Origin of the sequence: Nitrospirillum amazonense (assembly GCF_007828035.1) — a bacterium.
Classification (GTDB): domain Bacteria; phylum Pseudomonadota; class Alphaproteobacteria; order Azospirillales; family Azospirillaceae; genus Nitrospirillum; species Nitrospirillum amazonense.
The window spans coordinates 286043-305447 of record NZ_VITV01000005.1 but is presented as its reverse complement, the minus strand read 5'-3'; the positions used below and the strand labels follow the sequence as shown (position 1 = coordinate 305447).

General features: G+C 67.5%; 14 protein-coding genes. 10 read left to right on the top strand and 4 right to left on the bottom strand.

The window, feature by feature from the left end; genetic code table 11:
• Window positions 1-155 precede the first annotated feature (155 nt).
• A complete protein-coding gene (dnaG, locus tag FBZ87_RS16475; RefSeq protein WP_145611378.1) occupies window positions 156-2021 on the bottom strand; it encodes a DNA primase in 1866 nt (621 codons plus the stop codon).
• A gap of 77 nt (window positions 2022-2098) precedes the next feature.
• Window positions 2099-2557 carry a GatB/YqeY domain-containing protein gene (locus FBZ87_RS16470; RefSeq protein ID WP_145611377.1) on the bottom strand — a complete coding sequence of 153 codons (459 nt, stop codon included), beginning with the start codon at window positions 2555-2557 and terminating at the stop codon, window positions 2099-2101.
• Between the two features lie 396 nt (window positions 2558-2953).
• Between FBZ87_RS16470 and carA the strand changes: the two genes are divergently transcribed.
• The 5 genes from carA to greA all read left to right on the top strand — a co-directional run bounded on the left by carA (window position 2954) and on the right by greA (window position 9519).
• Window positions 2954-4123, top strand: a complete 1170-nt coding sequence (carA, locus tag FBZ87_RS16465; RefSeq protein WP_145611376.1) for a glutamine-hydrolyzing carbamoyl-phosphate synthase small subunit — start codon at window positions 2954-2956, stop codon at window positions 4121-4123.
• Window positions 4124-4275: 152 nt separating this feature from the next.
• Window positions 4276-4608 carry a hypothetical protein gene (locus FBZ87_RS16460; RefSeq protein WP_145611375.1) on the top strand — a complete coding sequence of 111 codons (333 nt, stop codon included), beginning with the start codon at window positions 4276-4278 and terminating at the stop codon, window positions 4606-4608.
• Between the two features lie 117 nt (window positions 4609-4725).
• A complete protein-coding gene (locus FBZ87_RS16455; protein WP_145611374.1) occupies window positions 4726-5346 on the top strand; it encodes a hypothetical protein in 621 nt (206 codons plus the stop codon).
• Window positions 5347-5592: 246 nt separating this feature from the next.
• A complete protein-coding gene (gene carB / locus FBZ87_RS16450; RefSeq protein WP_145611373.1) occupies window positions 5593-8886 on the top strand; it encodes a carbamoyl-phosphate synthase large subunit in 3294 nt (1097 codons plus the stop codon).
• A gap of 159 nt (window positions 8887-9045) precedes the next feature.
• Complete coding sequence (gene greA, locus FBZ87_RS16445; RefSeq protein ID WP_145611372.1) at window positions 9046-9519, top strand: transcription elongation factor GreA; 474 nt, start codon at window positions 9046-9048, stop codon at window positions 9517-9519.
• Between the two features lie 92 nt (window positions 9520-9611).
• Here greA and FBZ87_RS16440 read toward each other — a convergent pair whose 3' ends face one another.
• Entirely contained in the window at window positions 9612-10127 is a 516-nt protein-coding gene (locus tag FBZ87_RS16440) for an Lrp/AsnC family transcriptional regulator (protein ID WP_145611371.1), read from the bottom strand.
• 231 nt (window positions 10128-10358) lie between these two features.
• Here FBZ87_RS16440 and FBZ87_RS16435 point away from each other — a divergent pair, with 231 nt between their 5' ends.
• The 3 genes from FBZ87_RS16435 (at window position 10359) to FBZ87_RS16425 (ending at window position 14233) form a co-directional block, all read left to right on the top strand.
• On the top strand, window positions 10359-11270 hold the full coding sequence (locus tag FBZ87_RS16435) for a mitochondrial fission ELM1 family protein (protein WP_145611370.1): 912 nt from the start codon (window positions 10359-10361) through the stop codon (window positions 11268-11270).
• 209 nt (window positions 11271-11479) lie between these two features.
• Window positions 11480-12193 (top strand): 2OG-Fe(II) oxygenase, encoded by a 714-nt coding sequence (locus FBZ87_RS16430; protein WP_145611369.1) that lies wholly within the window; start codon window positions 11480-11482, stop codon window positions 12191-12193.
• 96 nt (window positions 12194-12289) lie between these two features.
• Window positions 12290-14233, top strand: coding sequence for a hypothetical protein (locus FBZ87_RS16425; protein WP_145611368.1), 1944 nt, complete (start codon window positions 12290-12292; stop codon window positions 14231-14233).
• A 299-nt stretch (window positions 14234-14532) separates the two neighbouring features.
• On the opposite strand, the gene FBZ87_RS16415 is transcribed toward FBZ87_RS16425, so the two are convergent.
• The gene (locus FBZ87_RS16415) at window positions 14533-16716 is read right to left on the bottom strand and encodes a protein-disulfide reductase DsbD family protein (protein WP_211106963.1); all 2184 of its coding nucleotides are present in this window, start codon (window positions 16714-16716) and stop codon (window positions 14533-14535) included.
• Window positions 16717-16976: 260 nt separating this feature from the next.
• On the opposite strand from FBZ87_RS16415, the gene trxB reads away from it, so the two are divergent.
• Together trxB and FBZ87_RS16405 are read left to right on the top strand one after the other, a co-directional pair.
• Entirely contained in the window at window positions 16977-17945 is a 969-nt protein-coding gene (gene trxB / locus FBZ87_RS16410) for a thioredoxin-disulfide reductase (protein ID WP_145611367.1), read from the top strand.
• Window positions 17946-18247: 302 nt separating this feature from the next.
• Complete coding sequence (locus FBZ87_RS16405) at window positions 18248-19162, top strand: LysR family transcriptional regulator (protein ID WP_088871934.1); 915 nt, start codon at window positions 18248-18250, stop codon at window positions 19160-19162.
• Window positions 19163-19405 lie beyond the last annotated feature (243 nt).

The window sequence follows — 19405 nt, the reverse complement described above, 5'->3', positions numbered from 1 at the left end:
CCCGTGTCGCCTTTTCGCGTAATCGTCGCTCCCCAGCGCAACCTCATTTCCAACCTCCTCCGGCCGGGCCGTCCGTGGAACGCGCCGCGATGGGCGTGCCGACTGGAGGAACCGTCCGCCCCCGTCCGGTGCGGGGGTACCTCGGGGTGGCGGCGTCAGACGCCCTCACCTTCCGGATCCAGGGCATGGCCCCGGCGTATCAACTCTTCCCGTTTAAGGGCCATCAGCCGGGCCAGGGTCTCCTCACTGGGATCCTCGGCCAGGCGTCTTTCCGCCTCGCGCAGCTCGGTCTGGAACACCAATTCCTGGGAATTGAGCCAAACCTCCTGCCAGCCCGCGCGGGCGGATTCGGGCGTCGCCTCCGGACGGGCGTAAGAGGGCAGGTCCGCCCCCAGCGTCTCATCCAGTTCCTCGGCGAAGCCGCAAGCTGACAAGTGGCGTCGTAAACCCTCGGCGTCAAGTCCCGAATCGTGGAACAGGCGTTCGACCAGCGCCTGGCGCAGCCGTTCCAGCCCCTCGGTGGCGAAGCTGATCATGGCCAGCGTCTCGCCCAGGGTCTCGAACAGCACGGGGTGGTTCAGCACCACGGCCAGCAGCAGGCGTTCGCGCCAGCGCGCCGACCCAGTCTCCACGCCGGCACGGAACCGCTTGTCCCATTGCCGCGCCACAGGAAAGGGCAAGGCGCCGGGCCGCTGGCCACGGTTGAAGCCACCCCCCTGCCCGCCCTGGAAGGCGGGGCGCGCGGCACGGCCCAACTGGTACAGCCGATCCTTGAAGGCGCGGTGATAGGCGTTGCGCACCCGGGCGTCCGGAATGCGTTCCAGCTGCGCCTCCAGGGCCGCCTGCATGCCGGCCTGGGCGTCAGGCTGGGTCAAGTCGCGGTCCGCCGCCTCCATGTCCCACAGCACGTCCGTCAGCGGCCGCGCGCGGTCCAGCACCGCCTGGAAGGCGGCGGCACCACCGGCGCGGATCAGGCTGTCGGGATCCTCCTTCTCCGGCATGAAGGCGACGCGCACGGAATGGTCTGGCACCAGCAGGGGCAGAACCCGCTCCACCGCGCGGAAGGCGGCGCGCCGGCCGGCGTTGTCACCGTCGAAGCACAGGATGGGCATCCGCTGCCCCTCGGGCGCCAGCTTCCACAGGGCCTGGATCTGCGTCTCCGTCAGCGCGGTGCCCAGCGGCGCCACAGCCCCCTCGAACCCGGCCATGACGCTGGCGATGACGTCCATATAGCCTTCGGTGACGATCACCGGCTTGCCGTCCGCCGCCGCCTGACGCGCGCGGCTCATGCCGTAGAGGATGTCGCCCTTGTGGAACAGGGGGTTCTCGGCCGAATTGATGTACTTCGGCCCCTCGCCCTCCAGGATGCGGCCGCCGAAGGCCACCACCCGGCCGCGCCGGTCGGTGACGGGAAACAGCACCCGGTTACGGAAGAAGGGAAAGGGCGCACGGCCGTCGTCCGGCCGCTTGAACAGCCCGGCCTCCACCATGTCGGCCTCGGTGTAGCCGGCGGTCACCAGCTCCCCGCGCAGGCCCGTGCCGTCGCTGGGGGCGTAGCCCAGGCGGAAGCGGGCCATGGCCTCGTCATCCAGGCCGCGGCCGCGCAGGTAGGCCAGGCCATGGCGGCCCGCCGGCGCGCGCAGTTGCGCCTCGAACCAGCGGGTGGCGCGCTCCACCAGGTCATACAGCGACTTCTCGCGCTCGAACCGCTCCCGCTCCTGCGGGCTGGCCTTGGGCACGGTCAAGCCGGCCTCGGGCGCCAGCGCCTCCACCGCCTCCATGAACGACAAATTGTCGTTGCGCATGATGAAGCCGATGACGTCGCCGTGCGCGCCGCAGCCGAAGCAGTGGAAGAAGCCCTTCTGGTCGTTGACGTAGAAGCTGGGCGTCTTTTCGTTGTGGAAGGGACAGGGCGCGCGGAACTCCCGCCCCGCCCGCTGCAGGCGCACGCGCCGCATCACCACGTCCGACAGGGTCAGCCGGTTCCGCAGCTCTTCCAGGAATTGGGGCGGCAGGGCCATGGGCGGTGGCGGAGTCCTAGAGGTGGTCTGTCAGGATGGGGCCGGGCGGCGTGCCCGGCCCCAGAAAGGGTGGGACCTCAGCCGTTCAGCGCGGCCTTGACCAGCGGACCGACGGTGGAGAAGTCCATCTGGCCGGTGTACTTGTCCTTCAGCACGGCCATGACCTTGCCCATGTCCTTGATGCTGGCGGCACCGGTGTCGGTCACAGCCTGGGCGATGGCGGCCTTCGTCTCCTCCTCGGTCAGCTGCTTGGGCAGGAAGGACATGATGACGGCGATCTCCGCCTCTTCCTGGGCGGCCAGCTCCTCACGGCCGCCCTGGCGGTAGAGGGCCACGGATTCGCGGCGCTGCTTCACCATGGTCTGCAGCATGCTGCCGATCTCGGCCTCGGGGATGCCGTCCATCTGGCCCTTGGGGCGCGCGTCGATATCCCGCTTCTTCAGTTCCGCCATGATCATCCGGACGGCGGACAGCGTCTGCGTGTCCTTCGCCTTCATGGCGTCCTTCATGGCCTGGGTGAAACGCTCGCGCAGCATGTGTCGGCTTCCTCAAGAGGCTTCATGGCAACCGGCAAGCCATCCGCCTGCCCCAGGTTTTGGGGGCGCATGCGGGATGGTAGCCAATCAATGGGGAAGGACGAACTTTACCCGCCCAACCCCTTGAGCGCCAGCGCCCAGATGACAGAGGCGCCCCCGCGCCCCGAGCATGGGGGCCATCGCTTGACCCGGCCGCCCGTGTTCTCTATGTGACAGAAGAATTTCCGACGACATTGGGGCGGCCCCTGCGGCATGCCCGCGTTCCAGGGGGCGGCTCCCGCCCCGTGCTCAAGCGCGCGCCCACAAGGTCGAACCGGATGAGATGAGAGGGCACCTTCAAGGCCGGCAGCCGCGAACGCCGTCCGGGGAGTGCCCCGCAGCGAATGGAATGAAGCGATGACCGCAGCCGCCCCCATCCACCCCCCGCAGCCTGAGGGCGCCACCGGCGTGCTGGTTCTGGCGGACGGCAGCATCCATTGGGGCAAGGGCATCGGCGCCGCCGGCCAGTCGGTAGGCGAGGTCTGCTTCAACACCTCCATGACCGGCTACCAGGAAATCCTGACCGACCCGTCCTACGCCGGCCAGATCATCACCTTCACCTTCCCGCACATCGGCAACGTCGGCACCAACGACGAGGACATCGAGACGGTGACCCCGGCAGCCCGGGGCCTGATCCTGCGCGTCGATATCACCGAGCCGTCGAACTGGCGCGCCACGCGCAACCTGGACGCCTGGCTGAAAAGCCACGGCCTGGTGGGTCTGGGCGGCCTGGACACCCGCGCCCTGACCCGCCGCATACGCGACGGCGGCGCCCCCAACGGCGTCATCGCCCATTCCCCCGACGGCAAGTTCGACCTGGATGCCCTGCTGGCGCAGGCCAAGGCCTGGCCTGGGCTGGAAGGCATGGACCTGGCCAAGGACGTGACCTGCGGCCAGACCTTCACCTGGGATGAAAGCGCCTGGACCATCGCCGGCGGCTATGGCCGCCAGACCGATCCCAAGCACCACGTGGTGGCCGTCGATTTCGGCGCCAAGCGCAACATCCTGCGCTGCCTGGCCAATGCCGGCTGCCGCGTGACGGTGGTGCCCGCCACCGCCACGGCCGACGAAATCCTGGCGCACAAGCCCGACGGCGTCTTCCTGTCCAACGGCCCCGGCGACCCGGCCGCCACCGGCACCTATGCGGTGCCCATGATTCAGCAGATCGTGGCCAGCGGCCTGCCCCTGTTCGGCATCTGCCTCGGCCACCAGCTGCTGGCCCTGGCCCTGGGCGGCCAGACGACCAAGATGGAAAAGGGCCACCGCGGCGCCAACCACCCGGTGAAGGATCTGGCCACCGGCCGGGTTGAGATCACCAGCCAGAACCACGGCTTCGTCGTGCTGCCGGAAAGCCTGCCGGACACGGTGGAGGTGACCCATGTGTCTCTGTTCGACGGCACCAACGAGGGCATCCGCCTGAAGGACAAGCCGGTGTTCTCCGTCCAGTATCACCCGGAGGCGAGCCCCGGCCCGGAGGACAGCCATTATCTGTTCGACCGGTTCATCGAGAACATCGCCGCGCGCTGACGCGGCAATATTGACCAAAGTATTGATGAACGTGCCTGGAGGGCCGGTGAAGAGCGCTTCACCGGCCCTCACCTTTTGAGTATCCGACACCCTCTCGAAAAAATCTTGCGCCGCTGCTATAAAAATCATTCGCGGGCGGCATGAGGCCAATAATGGGCGTGTTCGATTTCCTGAAAAAAGATGTGGTGGAAAAGGTGAAGGTGCCCGCGCTGGCTGCCAGCGTGGTCATCAATTCGAAGACCTATCCCATCAACAACATGGCAGCCAACAGCTTTACCGCCACGGGGGCCGCCGGCCTGGGCCAGGGGACGAGCTTCAAGATGAAGGTCGCCTTCAAGGACAGCAAAGAGAACATCGCCTTCATCTGCGACGGCCAAGTCGCCGCCATTATTGGCAAAGACGCCAAGATCAACTTCGTCAACCTGGACGAGGCGCGGCGCCTGAAGGTCGCGGGCTTCCTGACGCGTTACCTGCGTTCCCGCTGATCAGCCGAGCCATCTCGAATCAATACCGGTAAAATTTTAAATAATTCCCGTTAACAGCTTTTTCATCACTTGCGGCACCGACTCCCCGCCAGGGTCGATTGGTGATATTCTCAAGTGATGCGCATCTATTCTCTCCTGCTACCGGCAATCGTGGCGACGGCCTTCCTGGCTGCGGCGCCGGCGTGTGCGCAGACCGCGCCGGCCACGCCCTCGCAGTGGATGGTGCGCCCCACCCCGCCGCATGATGGGCTGAAGCTGGCGCAACCCCAGCCGGGCCACGTGGGCGCCGGCCCCCACGACCCCAGCCCACCGCCGGCCGTGGCCCTGCCCCTGCCACCGCGCTATACCCAGCCGCGCATCGTCTATGCCTTCGCCGGCCCGGCGTCGCGCATGATGACGGTGTCGCGCGAACTGTCGGACGCCTGCCGCCGCGGCCGCTTCATTCAGCGCGTCGACATGCTGTACCGCGCCTTCGGCCCCAGGGAGAACCCGCTGGGCGTGGCCTACGGCACCTGGGCCATCAACCTCGTGGACCCCGACCGCAAGCGCGAGGCCGGCACGGTCTATTTCTTCGACAAGCAGGATACGGCCCGCTGCACCGTCTACACCGCCCGGCAGGACGTGCTGCTACCCTGGTACTACGGGCCCGGCGGCGGCTACGGCAAGGACCCGGCCGCGCCGAATCCCGCCGCCAACGGCGTCACCCCGGTCTCGGCCCCGGCGCCCAAGGCCCCCTAAGCCGCTGGTTTCCATAGGATCAAGCCCTGGTTTGACCCCGCGGGTTGCGGTAGGCGCACCCCCCCACCCCATATGCAGCGCTTCCCCCCGGGGCGGGGGCCCTTTATATAAGCGGCTCAGCCGAACAATCCCCCGCGCCACCATTCCAGGGCGGGGGATTGTTTTGTGTGGCCGGAGTCTGGAGCCCCCGTCGGGTTGGGCCGGACTGACCGGACGGTAGAATTCAAAAAATGGCGGCTGACCCTCATGCCTAAACGCACAGACATCAAGTCCATCTGCATCATCGGCGCCGGCCCGATCATCATCGGCCAGGCTTGCGAATTCGACTATTCCGGTGTGCAGGCGTGCAAGGCGCTGAAGGAAGAGGGGTACCGGGTCGTCCTGGTCAATTCCAACCCCGCCACCATCATGACCGACCCGGGCCTGGCCGACGCCACGTACGTCGAGCCCATCACCCCGGCCGTCGTCGCCAAGATCCTGGAGAAGGAGCGCCCCGACGCCCTGCTGCCCACGATGGGCGGCCAGACGGCGCTGAACACGGCGCTCAAGCTGTTCCACGACGGCACGCTGGATCGGCTGGGGGTCAAGCTGATCGGCGCCAAGGCCGACGTCATCGAAAAGGCGGAGGACCGCCTGCTGTTCCGCGACGCCATGGACAAGATCGGCCTGGAAAGCCCCAAGTCGCGCATGGTGAAGTCGGAGGCCGAGGCCGCCGACGCCCTGGCCTATGTCGGCCTGCCCGCCATCATACGCCCCAGCTTCACCCTGGCCGGCACCGGCGGCGGCATCGCCTACAACAAGGCGGAATACGTCGACATCGTCCGTGGCGGCCTGCGCGCCAGCCCGGTGGGTGAGGTCCTGGTCGAGGAATCGGTCCTGGGGTGGAAGGAGTATGAGATGGAGGTTGTGCGCGACTGCCGCGACAACTGCATCATCATCTGCTCCATCGAGAACATCGACCCCATGGGCATCCACACCGGTGACAGCGTCACCGTGGCACCCGCGTTGACGCTGACCGACAAGGAATACCAGCTGATGCGCAACGCCTCGATCGCCGTGCTGCGCGAGATCGGGGTGGACACCGGCGGGTCCAACGTCCAGTTCGCCGTGAATCCGGAGAACGGCCGCGTCGTCGTCATCGAGATGAACCCGCGCGTCAGCCGCTCGTCCGCGCTGGCGTCCAAGGCCACCGGCTTCCCGATCGCCAAGATCGCCGCCAAGCTGGCCGTGGGCTACACCCTGGACGAGCTGGACAACGACATCACCGGGTCCACGCCGGCCAGCTTCGAGCCGACGATCGACTACGTCGTCACCAAGATGCCGCGCTTCGCGTTCGAGAAGTTCCCCGGCGCCGACGCCCTGCTGACCACCTCGATGAAGTCGGTGGGCGAGGCCATGTCCATCGGCCGCAGCTTCGCCGAATCGGTGCAGAAAGCCCTGCGCTCCATGGAAACCGGGCTGACCGGCTTTGACGAGGTGGACCTGACCGGCGGCACCGGCGTGGTCGATCCGCTGAAGATCCGCGCCGCCCTGTCCAAGCCCACGCACGACCGCATCCTGGTCATCGCCCAGGCCTTCCGCCACGGCCTGACGGTGGAGGAGATCCACGCCGCCTGCCGCGTCGACCCCTGGTTCCTGCGCCAGATCGAAGAGGTCGTGCAGGCCGAGGCCGGTGTGAAGGCCGCCGTCCAGAAGGGGGGCCTGGCCGCCCTGACCCAGCGCGACTTCGCCAAGCTGAAGGGCCAGGGCTTCTCCGACGCCCGCCTGGCCACCCTGACCGGCAGCACCGAGGCGGCCGTGGCCGCAGCCCGTCGCGGTTTGGGCATCCGCCCGGTGTTCAAGCGCATCGACACCTGCGCCGCCGAATTCGCCAGCAAGACGCCCTACATGTACTCCACGTACGAGGGTGACGGCAGCGTGGCCGGCGAGTGCGAGTCCGAGCCAACGGACAAGAAGAAGGTCGTCATCCTGGGCGGCGGCCCCAACCGCATCGGCCAGGGCATCGAGTTCGACTATTGCTGCGTCCACGCCGTCTACGCCCTGCGCGAGGCCGGCTATGAGACCATCATGGTCAACTGCAACCCCGAGACCGTCTCCACCGACTACGACACCGCCGACCGCCTGTACTTCGAGCCGCTGACGGCCGAGGACGTGATCGAGCTGGTGCGGACGGAGCAGGCCAACGGCGAGGTGCTGGGCGTCATCGTCCAGCTGGGCGGTCAGACGCCGCTGAAGCTGGCCCGCGACCTGGAAGAGGCCGGGATCCCCATCCTGGGCACCAGCCCGGACGCCATCGACCTGGCCGAGGACCGCGAGCGCTTCCAGCAGCTGCTGCACAAGCTGAACCTGCGCCAGCCGGCCAACGGCCTGGCCCGCTCGCTGGAAGAGGCGGAGAAGGTGGCGGAGCAGATCGGCTTCCCCGTCGTCATCCGCCCGTCCTACGTGCTGGGCGGCCGCGCCATGGAGATCGTCCATGACCAGGCCGGCCTCAAGCGCTACATGGGCAACGCCGTAAAGGTGTCGGGCAAGAACCCGGTGCTGATCGACAGCTACCTGCAGGACGCCATCGAGGTGGATGTGGACGCTGTCTGCGACGGCACCCAGGTCTATGTCGCGGGCGTGATGGAGCACATCGAGGAAGCCGGCATCCATTCCGGCGACAGCGCCTGCGCCCTGCCCCCCTACACCCTGCCCAAGCCGGTGGTGGACGAGCTGTCCCGCCAGGCCGAGGCGCTGGCCCACGGCCTGAACGTCGTCGGCCTGATGAACATCCAGTTCGCCATCAAGGCGAATCCGGACGGCAACGGCCCGGCCGGCCAGGACATCTACATCCTGGAAGTGAACCCGCGCGCCTCGCGCACCGTGCCCTTCGTCGCCAAGGCCACCGGCACCGCCATCGCCAAGATCGCCGCCCGCGTCATGGCTGGCGAAAAATTGGCCGACTTCAAGCTGGGCGGCGCCTTCCCGCCGCACACGGCGGTGAAGGAGGCGGTGTTCCCCTTCAACCGTTTCCCCGGCGTCGACATCCTGCTGGGGCCGGAGATGCGGTCCACCGGTGAGGTCATGGGTCTGGACCCGAACTTCGCCATGGCTTTCGCCAAGGCCCAGCTGGGCGCCGGCGTAACCCTGCCGACCACCGGGACGGTGTTCATTTCGGTTCGGGAACGAGACAAGCCCGCCCTGGTTCCCGTGGCCCGCCGCCTGGTCGACATGGGCTTCAGGATCGTTGCCACCTGCGGCACCGCCAAGGTGCTGTCGGCGGCCGGCATCCCGGTCAGCCAGATCAACAAGGTGCTGGAAGGCCAGCCCCACATCGTCGACGCCATGATCGATGGTGAGGTGCAGCTGGTGTTCAACACCACGGAAGGCGCCCAAGCCGTCTCCGACAGCTTCAGCTTGCGCCGCACCGCACTCGTCAATAACATTCCCTATTACACGACGGTCGCGGGGGCCCGCGCTGCCGTGGACGCCATCTCGGCGCTGCGCACCGGCAGCCTTGAGGTTGCGCCGCTTCAGTCCTATCTGAGCGGGACTTACTAACCTGCGGGTGATCGATCGACCAGGGGATGACGGCCGACCGGCCGCCATCCCGGGATCAAGATCACCCTCGGGAGGGTTTCTCGTTGTCGCGATGCGGCCCCTCGGGGCTCGCCCCAGGGCAAAATCCCCTGGGTTCTGAGTAACGGAATATCGAAGGCTATGGAAAAAATCCCGATGACGGCTGCGGGTTACACCCGCCTCCAGGAAGAACTGAAGCATTTGAAGGTCGTTGAGCGGCCAGCCGTGATCAAGGCCATCGCCGAGGCGCGTGAGCACGGCGACCTGTCGGAAAACGCGGAATACCATGCCGCCCGCGAGCGCCAGAGCTTCATCGAAGGCCGCGTCATGGAGCTGGAGGACAAGATCAGCCGGGCCGAGGTGATCGACGTCAGCAAGCTGACCGGCAACGCCGTGAAGTTCGGGGCCACCATCCGTTTGGCGGATGAGGACACGGACGAGGAGTCCACCTACCAGATCGTGGGTGCCGACGAGAGCGACATCAAGAACGGCTTCCTGTCGATCACCAGCCCGCTGGCGCGCGCGCTGATCGGCAAGCATGTCGGCGACAATGTCGAGGTGACCACGCCCGGCGGCTCCAAGAGCTACGAGATCGTGGAGATCGCCTTCCGCTGAGGCGGAACGCCCGCACTGAAAAGAAAGGCCCCCGCTGGACAATCCGGCGGGGGCCTTTCTTTATGGCTATCGGCAGGACCGAAAGACGGGGCTTATTCCTCGTCTTCCTCGTCGTCCAGGACCTCAGGGCCCACTTCAACGTCGATGGGAACGCCGGGGGTGTACTTGGACTGGCGGATGGCCAAGGCAGACTTCACGTGGCTGACGTTGGGGGCCGCAGTCAGCTTGGTCGTCAGGAAGCGCTGGTAGCTGTCCCAGTCCGCGGCCACGATCTTCAGCAGGAAGTCGGTTTCGCCGGCCAGCATGCTGCATTCCCGAACCTCGGGCCAGCTGTTGACCATGCCTTCGAACTTCTTCAGATCCGCTTCCGCCTGGGAAGACAGGCCCACCTGCGCGAACACGGTCACGCCAAAGCCCAGGGCCTCGGGGTTGATGTCCGCATGGTAGCCCCGGATGAAGCCCGCCTCTTCCAACGCGCGGACGCGCCGCAGGCAGGGGGGCGCAGAAATGCCGGCCCGCCGGGCGAGTTCCACGTTGGTCATTCGGCCGTCCGCCTGCAAGTCGCGCAGGATACGCCGATCAATTCGGTCGAGTTTGACCCGCCGCATGGTATTGTCTTGTGCTCCCGGGAGGGGTGGGGTTGAAAGGATATTACATAGATTGCCCGCCGCCCCCAGGCAAGAAAGATTGTTGCGCGCGAAACGGTCCCATCCTTTGGTGATGCGCGTTACACTGGCGCCATGAACGCCCAGAGCCCCCTGGCGGCCCCCGCCGTCCCCCTCGCCCCGCAGCCCGCAACCCCGCCCACCTGCTGGGTTTTATCCGATGGCAAGGCGGGCATGGAAAACCAGTGCCTGGGCCTGGCGGAGGCCGTGGGCGCCACCCCGGTGATCAAGCGCATCCACCTTCAGACGCCCTGGCGCCAGCTCAGCCCCTACCTGCCGCTGAGCCTCGATCACGGCCTTACCCCCGACTCCGACACCCTGGCGCCGCCCTGGCCGGATCTGCTGATCACCTCCGGCCGGCAGGCGGTGGGCGCCGCCCTGGCCATTCGCCGACAAAGCGGGGGCCGCACTTTCTGCGTCCACATCCAGAACCCAGGCGTGCCCTTCGGCTGGCTGGACCTGGTGGTCATGCCGGCCCATGACCGCAAGACCGGGCCCAACGTGATGGAAAGCCTGGGCGCCCTGCACCGGGTGACGGCGGGGCGCCTGGCGGCGGAGGCGGCCAAGTTCGCGCCCCTGCTGGATCACCTGCCCCGCCCGCGCGTGGCCGTGCTGGTGGGTGGTTCCAATGGTGTCTACCAGCTGACCCCGGCCGTGACCGCGCAGTTGGCCGACCGGCTGGCCACGCTGGCCCGCCAGGGCATGGGGCTGATGGTCACGCCCTCGCGCCGCACGGGAGCTGAAAACGAAGCGGTGCTGCGCCAGCACCTTCAAGGATTGCCGGCCGTAGTCTGGGACGGTGCCGGCGCCAACCCCTATTTCGGCTACCTGGGCCTGGCCGACGCCGTCCTGTGCACAGGCGACAGCGTATCCATGGTGTCGGAGGCGGCCAGCACCGGCAAACCCGTCTATGTCATCGCCCTGGAAGGCAAGTCGGCCAAGTTCGACCGTTTCCACCAGCTGATGGTGGAGCGCGGCGTCACCCGCCCCTTCACCGGCGTGGTGGAGAATTGGACGCCCACGCCCCTGGACGACACGCCCCGCGTTGCGGCCGAGGTGCTGCGGCGCATGGCCGCCCGGCGCTGACGCCCCGACCGCGCACGGGGACGCGGCCCGTGCTACGGTGGGCCTTTCCATTGCTGGGGTGGGCCAATCGCATGGTATCGGCATTGACCCCGATGCGCTGCCGCCCCATCTGGGGTGAGGTATTTGCGAACCAGTCTCAGCAAGAACGATTCTAACGTACGATCTAACCCCGGCGCCGATCAGGCGCCAGCCTTGGAAGAAGCAGGACCATGATCGGCACCACCGCCACCTCCTCCCCCGCGTCTGGCTCCCCCGTGTCTGGCGCCCAAGCTTCTGGTGAGACGGTGGCGACAGACCCGGGTCGCGCCATCGACCTGGACGCCTTTCGCGCCACGCCGCTGTCCCAGGACCCCTTTGCCCACCTGATCATCCCTGGCTTCGTGCGGGCGGAGGCGCGCGAGGCCATCCACCGCGATTTCCCAGAGATCGAGCAGGCCGGCAGCTTCCCCGCGCGGGAACTGAGCTTTGGCCCCGCCTTCGCGGCGCTGCTGGAGGAAATTCAGGGCCCGGCCATGACGGCGGCGTTCGAGGAGAAGTTCGGCATCGACCTGACCGGCCACCCCACCATGGTGACGGTGCGCGGCCGGGCCAAGGCCCAGGACGGCCAAATCCATGTGGATAGCAAGAGCAAGATCATCACCGTCCTTCTCTACATGAACCCGTCCTGGGAGACGTCGGACGGGCGCCTGCGCCTGCTGCGCGGCCCGGAAAGCCTGGACAACGCGGTGACCGAGATCCCGCCGGCCGAGGGCACCCTGCTGGCCTTCCTGAACGGTCCCAACGCCTGGCACGGCCACACCAGCTTCGTCGGCCCGCGCCGTGTCATCCAGCTGAACTGGGTACAGGACGATGGCGTGGTGAAGCGGGAACAATTCCGCCACGCCCTGTCGGCCAAGATGAAGCGCCTGAACCCCTTCCGCTGAATCTGTGAAAACGGCGCGTCTGCCCGTATAACGCCCTGATGCGTCACCGCCGGCCTGCTTGAGGGCCGGCGGGCCCCTCGTCATTTGGACCCGTCCATGCCCCTCAAGATCGAAACCTTCAGCAACGTCACCGGCGGCAGCAGCTACTTCAAGGCCATCGGCCATCCGCTGGCGGCGGAACCGGCGCGGGCGCTGCTGGCCGATCTGCGGGCGGCGGGCCGGGTCGCCGTCTACGATCCGCTGAACATGCTGGAGCCGTTCGACGAGATCCACCACCTCACTGGGCCCGAGGGCGCGGTGGACGTGGCGGCGGTCTACGCCCAGAACGTGGATCAGATCGGCCAGCCGTTGCTGGGCCGCCCGGCCCAGCCGGTGACCGCCCTGGCGGGCACGGCCGTCGACGCCGTGTTCGTGGCAGCCTTTGATGCTGATCGCCTGGTGGCCCACATCCGACACCTGATCCCCGCCGGCGCCAAGATCTTCTCCCTGGATCCGCTGAAGCTGCCGGCCGAGTTGCTGACTGACCGCCGCACCTATCTGGCGCCGCTGAACTTCGCCACCAACTACGCCTTCTTCCGCGATGGCGCCGGCCACCACACCCGCGTGGTCACGGCCAACTACTGGTCCAGCTATGGCGCCGCCGAGCCTTATCTCTGGCTTTGCCTGTTCGGCGAGGACGGACAGGTGCTGGCGCGCTGGACGCAGGATCTGCCCGGCGCCGACGGCACCGTGGTGATCGACAGCGCCCAGGTTCGCAAGAAGTTCGACCTGCCCGAATTCACCGGCCAGCTGTTCATCCATGTGGTGGGCGCCGCCGGCCACGATGTGGTGAAGTACGCGCTGGACACCTATGGCGACGCCGCGGACACCCTGTCCTGCACCCATGACGCCAACGCCTGGCCGTCGGACTTCTACGCCGGCCTGCCCGCCCCGCGCGCGGACGAGCGGGTGATCCTGTGGGTGCAGAACAGCCATCCCTGCCCCATCCCCGCCGGCGCCGTCGCCCTGAACCTGATGGGCCATGACTCGGCGGTGGAACTGGACCGCGAGGTCGGGCCCTACGCCACCTACGCCCTGGACGTGGCCAGCCTGCTGCCCGACGCCCGCTGGCCGCAGCAGGTGGAAATCCGCGCCGGGAAGCACTTCGTCCGCCCGCGCTACGAGGTCATCCGCACCGACGCCGCCGGCGCCACCCGCCATCGCATCGCCCACCCGAACGTGGAACGCGTGGATCTGAAGCCGGACCCCAAGCTGGCCACCCTGACCAACCTGATGGGCAAAGGCTTCATCCTGCCCGCCCCCATCTTCCCGGCCGGCCGCTTTCGCACCATCGCCCTGCCCACGCCCATGGGCACCACGCAAAACCACCTACCGCTGACCGCCATCGTCTATGACGCCGACGGCACGGAAGTCGCCCGCCGCGACCTGGGCCGCCTGCCCCGCAACCATGAGACGGTGTTCGAGGCGGCCGACATCCTGGACGGCAAGAGCCTGCCCTCCGGCTATGGCCATCTGGAGCTGATCTACGACTTCGCCGCCGGCGAGAACGACGCCGACGGCTGGCTGCACGCCCTGTTCCGCTATGAGGACGGTGTCAGCGGCCACACGGCGGAGACCAGCTTCGGCGCCCACATGTTCAACACGGTGCTGACTTATAAGAACGAGCCGCAGTCCTATTCCGGCCGGGCGCCGGGCCTGTCCACCCGCCTGTTCCTGCGCACCGGCATGGCGGCGGACGTGGACACGCTGTGCCACCTGATCTACCCGGCCAGCACGCCGTGGAATACGCGCTCGAACACCGCCCTGATCCTGATGACCAAGGATGGGGAGGAGGTCGCCCGCCGCACGGTCGCCATCGCCTGCTCCGGCAGCTTCCACTTCCGCGTGGGCCAGACCTTCACGAGCAGCGAGGTCAAGGAAGCGGGCCGCGACGCCTACGTCCTGATCCGCGACACCACCTGCCGCCTGTTCGGCTATCACGGTTTGATCCGCGACGGCGCCCAGGGGGCCTTCGCGCTGGATCACATGTTCGGGTTCTGAGTGTCCGTTGGAGAGGTCCACGGGACCGCATGTGTGTGGATAGGCATAACGAGAACACCTACCCCACACAAAAGGCCCAGCACGCCCCAGACGTAACGCTTCTGCCGCAGGTCCAACAGGCCGCGCACCAGACAATAAAGGGCGGCAACAAAGGTCATTATTTCCACCGACCAGACGCCCACCATCGACACGCCCCTATCCTGATCACCCTCATAAGATTGTACAGGCAGGGGAAAGGACCAAAGAAAAAGGGCCGGCGGATCGCTCCGTCGGCCCTTTTTCATTGACGCACCGGGACGTTACTGCGCGCTGGCGCTCTGCTTCGGCAGGGTGCCCACAGCCTCCAGCACTTGGGCCTCGGTCAGGATCTGGGGCCAGACGTCCGGCTCGGCCTGGCCGGGGCGGTAGAACAGGTAGAGGGGCACGCCGCTGCGGCCGTGGGCCTGCAGCACGCGGGTGATCTCGGCATCACGGTTGGTCCAATCGCCCTTCAGCAGGGCCACGTTGTGACCCTTCAGCGCCTGGTGCACCGTGTCGCTGGACAGGGCCACGCGCTCGTTCACCAGGCAGGTGATGCACCAGGCGGCGGTGAAGTCCACCAGCACCGGCCGGCCGTCGGCGCGCAACTTGTCCAGCGTCGCGGGGGAGAACGCCTCGAAGCCGTCCGTCATGGCCACGGCCTTGCCACCCGCCACCGGGCCGCCCGCCGAGGCCGCGTTGCCTCCCGCCTGGGGCAACACGGCGGCGACGGCCAGCACCAGCGCCACCAGGGCGGCCAGGGCACCGCCGCGCCGGCCCCAGCCCTCGGCATAATGCGTGACGCCATAAAGCCAGGCGGCGAAGCCCACCAGCACCAGGCCGACCAGGATGCCGGTCATGCCGGGCGCCCCCACCTGCACCGCGAACACCCAGACCAGCCAGGCGGCGGAGCCGTACAGGGGGAAGGCCAGCACCTGCTTCAGCCGCTCCATCCACGCGCCGGGCTTGGGCAGGTGGCGCAGCAGCCAGGGGCTGCAGGCCAGCGCCAGGAAGGGCAAGGCCATGCCGAAGCCCAGGGCCAGGAAGACGGCCAGCGCCACATACCACGGCTGGACCAGGGCGTAGCCCACGGCCGCCCCCATGAAGGGCGCCGTGCACGGCGTGGCGACGACGGAAGCCAGCACGCCGGTGAAGAAGGAGCCGGCATAGCCGTCCCCCTGGGTCAGCCCTTGCCCCACACCCATGAACTGGTCGCCCACGGTGAAGACGCCCGACATGCTGAGGCCCAGCAGCAGCATGACATAGGCCAGCACCGCCACCACCAGGGGCGACTGCAGCTGGAAACCCCAGCCGATCTCCTGCCCGCCGGCGCGCAAGGCCATCAGTACGATGGCGATGGCGGCAAAGCAGGCCAGCACGCCTGCGGTGTAGACCAGGCCGTGCAGGCGGGCATGGGCGCCCTGGTGGCGCACCAGGGCCATGGCCTTCATCGACAGCACAGGGAAGACGCAGGGCATCAGGTTCAGGACCATGCCCCCCAGGCAGGCGAACAGCACCGCCTGCCACAGGGGCAGGACGGGCGCGCTGCCGGTATCCGCCGCCACACCACCGCCGGCCGGTGCGGCCCCCACGCCATCGGCGGGGATGGCGATGGCCAGCGCCTGGGTGGTGGGCTGGCCGTTCACCAGTTCCGTCACCTCCAGGATGCCGTTCACCGGGCCGGGCGTGGCGCGGCCGGTGGGCTTCAGGGTCAGGGTCAGGCCATCCTTGGTGACGGCCAGCTGCTGCGGCGCGCCCGCCTCCACCAGGTCGGGGTTCTCGGCGAAGAAGTAGGCGTCCTTGACCTGGTCGGCCGTCAGGCCAGGGGCAGCCAGGCGCACGGTGACGGCGGTCTTGGTGGCGCTGACGCTGGCGGTGTAGGGGCTGGGCACCGGCAGGGCCGCCCGCGCCTCCGCGAACATCGGCGCCACCGCCGGGTCAGGGGTGCCGCTGGTGGCCCCTGGGGCGGCGACCGGCACGTCCAGGGTCAGGGTGGCATCCTCGGGCACGCAGACGTCGGCGCAGATCAGCCAGTTGGCGGCGGCCGTCAGGGTGACGGTGCCGCCCGGCTTGGCATCGGCCGGCACGTCCAGGCGCGCCAGGACGCGGGTCGCCTTTTCATAGCCGTAGTTGACCAGCGGGCCGGTGGTGAAACGGTGCGGGGCCGGGAAGTTCAGCGGACCGGCCTTCCAGCCGGCCGGCAGGGTCCAGTTGACCTCTGTCGGCAGGCCCGAGTCGCCGGGATTGATCCAATAAGTATGCCAGCCGTCCTGCAGCTTCTGGTCCAGCGCCACCCACAGCGGCTGGCCGGGAACGGCGGGGCCCTCGGCCACCAGCTGGCTGACGGTGTGCTCGGTCTGCACCGGGGCGGACCATGCGGGGGAGACCGCCAAGCCGGCGAGCGCCACGAGACCCGCCGCCCATTTCCTGAAACCGCCCATAACCGCCGCCGTTCCGTAGTTCATCCGCAAACCCATCCCCCTCATGTAGTGCATGAGGGCGGCCGCCGCCATGGGGGAATGGCCGCACCCTTGGCGCCCCCAGCCCCCGCACCTTCGCAAGGCTGGATGGCCCTCTCTGTGACGTCTGGCGTTGAGCCCGGGGCCGCTTGCCGGTATCGTCCCGCGTCTGAGTGAAACATCACGCCTGCCTCACCATATCTAGAGGGCGGCGAGGGCGCGGCCCCCAATCCAGAGGGTCCCCTTCCCTGCCAGGAACAGTTCCCATGACCACCCATCGCACCAAGGTCCTGATCATCGGCGGCGGCCCCGCCGGCTACACCGCCGGCATCTATGCCGCCCGCGCCAACCTCCAGCCCATCCTGGTCCAGGGCATGCAGCCGGGCGGCCAGCTGATGATCACCACGGAGGTGGAGAACTATCCGGGCTTCGCCCAGGCGGTGCAGGGCCCCGACCTGATGGAGCAGATGCGCCAGCAGGCGGAGCATGTGGGCACCACCCTGGTCTACGACGTCATCACCTCCGTCGACTTCAGCCAGCGCCCCTTCGTTGCCAAGGCCGACAGCGGCGACGAGTTCGTGGCCGACACCGTCATCATCGCCACGGGCGCCCAGGCGCGCTGGCTGGGCGTGGCCGGGGAGCAGGAATTCCAGGGCGCCGGTGTCTCGGCCTGCGCCACCTGCGACGGCTTCTTCTTCCGGGGCAAGGAAGTCGCGGTCATTGGCGGCGGCAACACCGCCCTGGAAGAGGCGCTGTACCTGACGCACCACGCGTCCAAGGTCACCCTGATCCATCGCCGCGACGCCTTCCGCGGCGAGAAGATCCTGCACGACCGCGTCTTCGCCAACCCGAAGATCGAAGTGCTGTGGAACCACAAGGTGGACCGGGTGCTGGGCAAGGGCGGGGCGGCCGACGGCGGCTTCGATCTCAACAACCCCAAGCAGGTCACCGGCCTGGCGCTCAGCAACACCGTCACCGGCGAGGGGCGTGAGCTGCCGCTGGATGGCGTGTTCGTCGCCATCGGCCACGACCCCGCCACGGCCATCTTCAAGGGCCATGTCGAGATGGACGACGAGGGCTACGTCATCACCGCCCCGGACAGCACCCGCACCAACGTGCCCGGTGTGTTCGCCGCCGGCGACGTGAAGGACAAGGTCTTCCGCCAGGCCGTCACCGCCGCCGGCATGGGCTGCATGGCGGCCCTGGAGGCCGAGCGCTTCCTGGGCGGCCACTGAGTCACCCGCGGCACTCACCCGAGTCACCGAAGCGGGCGCCGCCGTCTTGGTACGGCGGCGCCCTTCTTTGTACTAATTCGCGGTATCCGTTCGCGAATTCGCCACCCGGGCGTTGCCAAAACGGCACGATGCGGTGCTAAAATGCCTTATCAGTCTATGGCCTAACCGTGTGGACACCCACAATCGGTAGCGTCTTGGACAAGCTGGGTATATATTCTTTGCATGGCGGCCCGCTTGAGGCCGTCATTTCCGACGGTCCCGCTCTCCGGGATCGCAACGTCTTTGACGCATAAGGACCGGGAATGGACTGGGACAAGCTTCGCGTTTTCCACGCGGTGGCGGAGGCCGGCAGCTTCACGCATGCTGGCGAGACCCTGAACCTCAGCCAATCGGCCGTCAGCCGGCAGATCAGCGCGCTGGAGGAAAGCCTCCACGTGCCGCTGTTTCATCGCCACGCCCGCGGCCTGATCCTCACCGAACAGGGCGAGCTGCTGTACCGCACCGCCCGCGAGGTGTTCGCCAAGCTGTCCATGACAGAGGCGATGCTCTCGGAAAGCAAGGAGCACCCGAAGGGCCCGCTCAAGGTGACCACCACCGTCGCCTTCGGTTCCACATGGCTGACCCCGCGCATCCGGGAATTCCTGTCGATTTACCCCGACGTGCAGCTGACCCTGCTGCTGGACGATAACGAGCTGGATCTGTCCATGCGCGAGGCGGACATCGCCATCCGCATGGTGCCGCCACGCCAGCCCGACCTGATCCAGCGCCACCTGATGACGGTGCGCACCCACCTTTACGGTCACCGCACCTATCTGGAGAAGCGCGGCACCCCGGAAACGGTGGAGGATCTGCAGAAGCACGACCTCATCGCCTATCCGTCCGACGCCAAGGCGCCGGTGCCCAACATCAACTGGCTGCTGGCCCTGGGCGATCCGCCGGGCGGCGAGCGCGACACCATCTTCCGCGTCAACAGCCTGTACGCCCTGTACAAGGCGGTGGAGAGCGGCCTGGGCATCGCGGCCATCCCCGACTACATCATTTCCGAAAGCAACCCCGACCTGGTCCGCATCCTGCCGGACGTGACGGGCCCGCGCATCGACGCCTACTTCGTCTATGCCGAAGAATTGCGCCATTCCAAGCGCATCGCGGTCTTCCGCGACTTCCTGGTGAAGAAGGTCGCCGAAACATTCCCCGCGACGCATGCGCCCACCGCATAGCTGAGACGGCTAATCACCCCTTTAAACGGGGCATCAAAAGATTAAATATTGGCCATCGGATGTTGCGACGCAGCATCCGATGTTTCCTCCAGGATGCCCGTCCTGGAGTGGGCCTTCGGGCCCAACGTCTCCCAGACGTGAAGCCTCCCTGTTCAACTCGCCGGTAAGTCATCGACTTACCGGCAGTTTTTTTACTTGGTGGTTGCGAAGTACCCCGTTGGGGCTACTCCCGGGATAACTGCG

Bases quoted from the DNA above. Each gene is read 5' to 3' on its own strand.
- FBZ87_RS16425 (WP_145611368.1), top strand. From the start codon at position 12,290: ATGCCCCTCAAGATCGAAACCTTCAGCAACGTCACCGGCGGCAGCAGC.
- FBZ87_RS16405 (WP_088871934.1), top strand. From the start codon at position 18,248: ATGGACTGGGACAAGCTTCGCGTTTTCCACGCGGTGGCGGAGGCCGGC.
- FBZ87_RS16470 (WP_145611377.1), bottom strand. From the start codon at position 2,557: ATGCTGCGCGAGCGTTTCACCCAGGCCATGAAGGACGCCATGAAGGCG.
- FBZ87_RS16455 (WP_145611374.1), top strand. From the start codon at position 4,726: ATGCGCATCTATTCTCTCCTGCTACCGGCAATCGTGGCGACGGCCTTC.
- carA (WP_145611376.1), top strand. From the start codon at position 2,954: ATGACCGCAGCCGCCCCCATCCACCCCCCGCAGCCTGAGGGCGCCACC.
- FBZ87_RS16435 (WP_145611370.1), top strand. From the start codon at position 10,359: ATGGAAAACCAGTGCCTGGGCCTGGCGGAGGCCGTGGGCGCCACCCCG.
- FBZ87_RS16440 (WP_145611371.1), bottom strand. From the start codon at position 10,127: ATGCGGCGGGTCAAACTCGACCGAATTGATCGGCGTATCCTGCGCGAC.
- trxB (WP_145611367.1), top strand. From the start codon at position 16,977: ATGACCACCCATCGCACCAAGGTCCTGATCATCGGCGGCGGCCCCGCC.
- FBZ87_RS16415 (WP_211106963.1), bottom strand. From the start codon at position 16,716: ATGAACTACGGAACGGCGGCGGTTATGGGCGGTTTCAGGAAATGGGCG.
- greA (WP_145611372.1), top strand. From the start codon at position 9,046: ATGGAAAAAATCCCGATGACGGCTGCGGGTTACACCCGCCTCCAGGAA.
- FBZ87_RS16430 (WP_145611369.1), top strand. From the start codon at position 11,480: ATGATCGGCACCACCGCCACCTCCTCCCCCGCGTCTGGCTCCCCCGTG.
- carB (WP_145611373.1), top strand. From the start codon at position 5,593: ATGCCTAAACGCACAGACATCAAGTCCATCTGCATCATCGGCGCCGGC.
- FBZ87_RS16460 (WP_145611375.1), top strand. From the start codon at position 4,276: ATGGGCGTGTTCGATTTCCTGAAAAAAGATGTGGTGGAAAAGGTGAAG.
- dnaG (WP_145611378.1), bottom strand. From the start codon at position 2,021: ATGGCCCTGCCGCCCCAATTCCTGGAAGAGCTGCGGAACCGGCTGACC.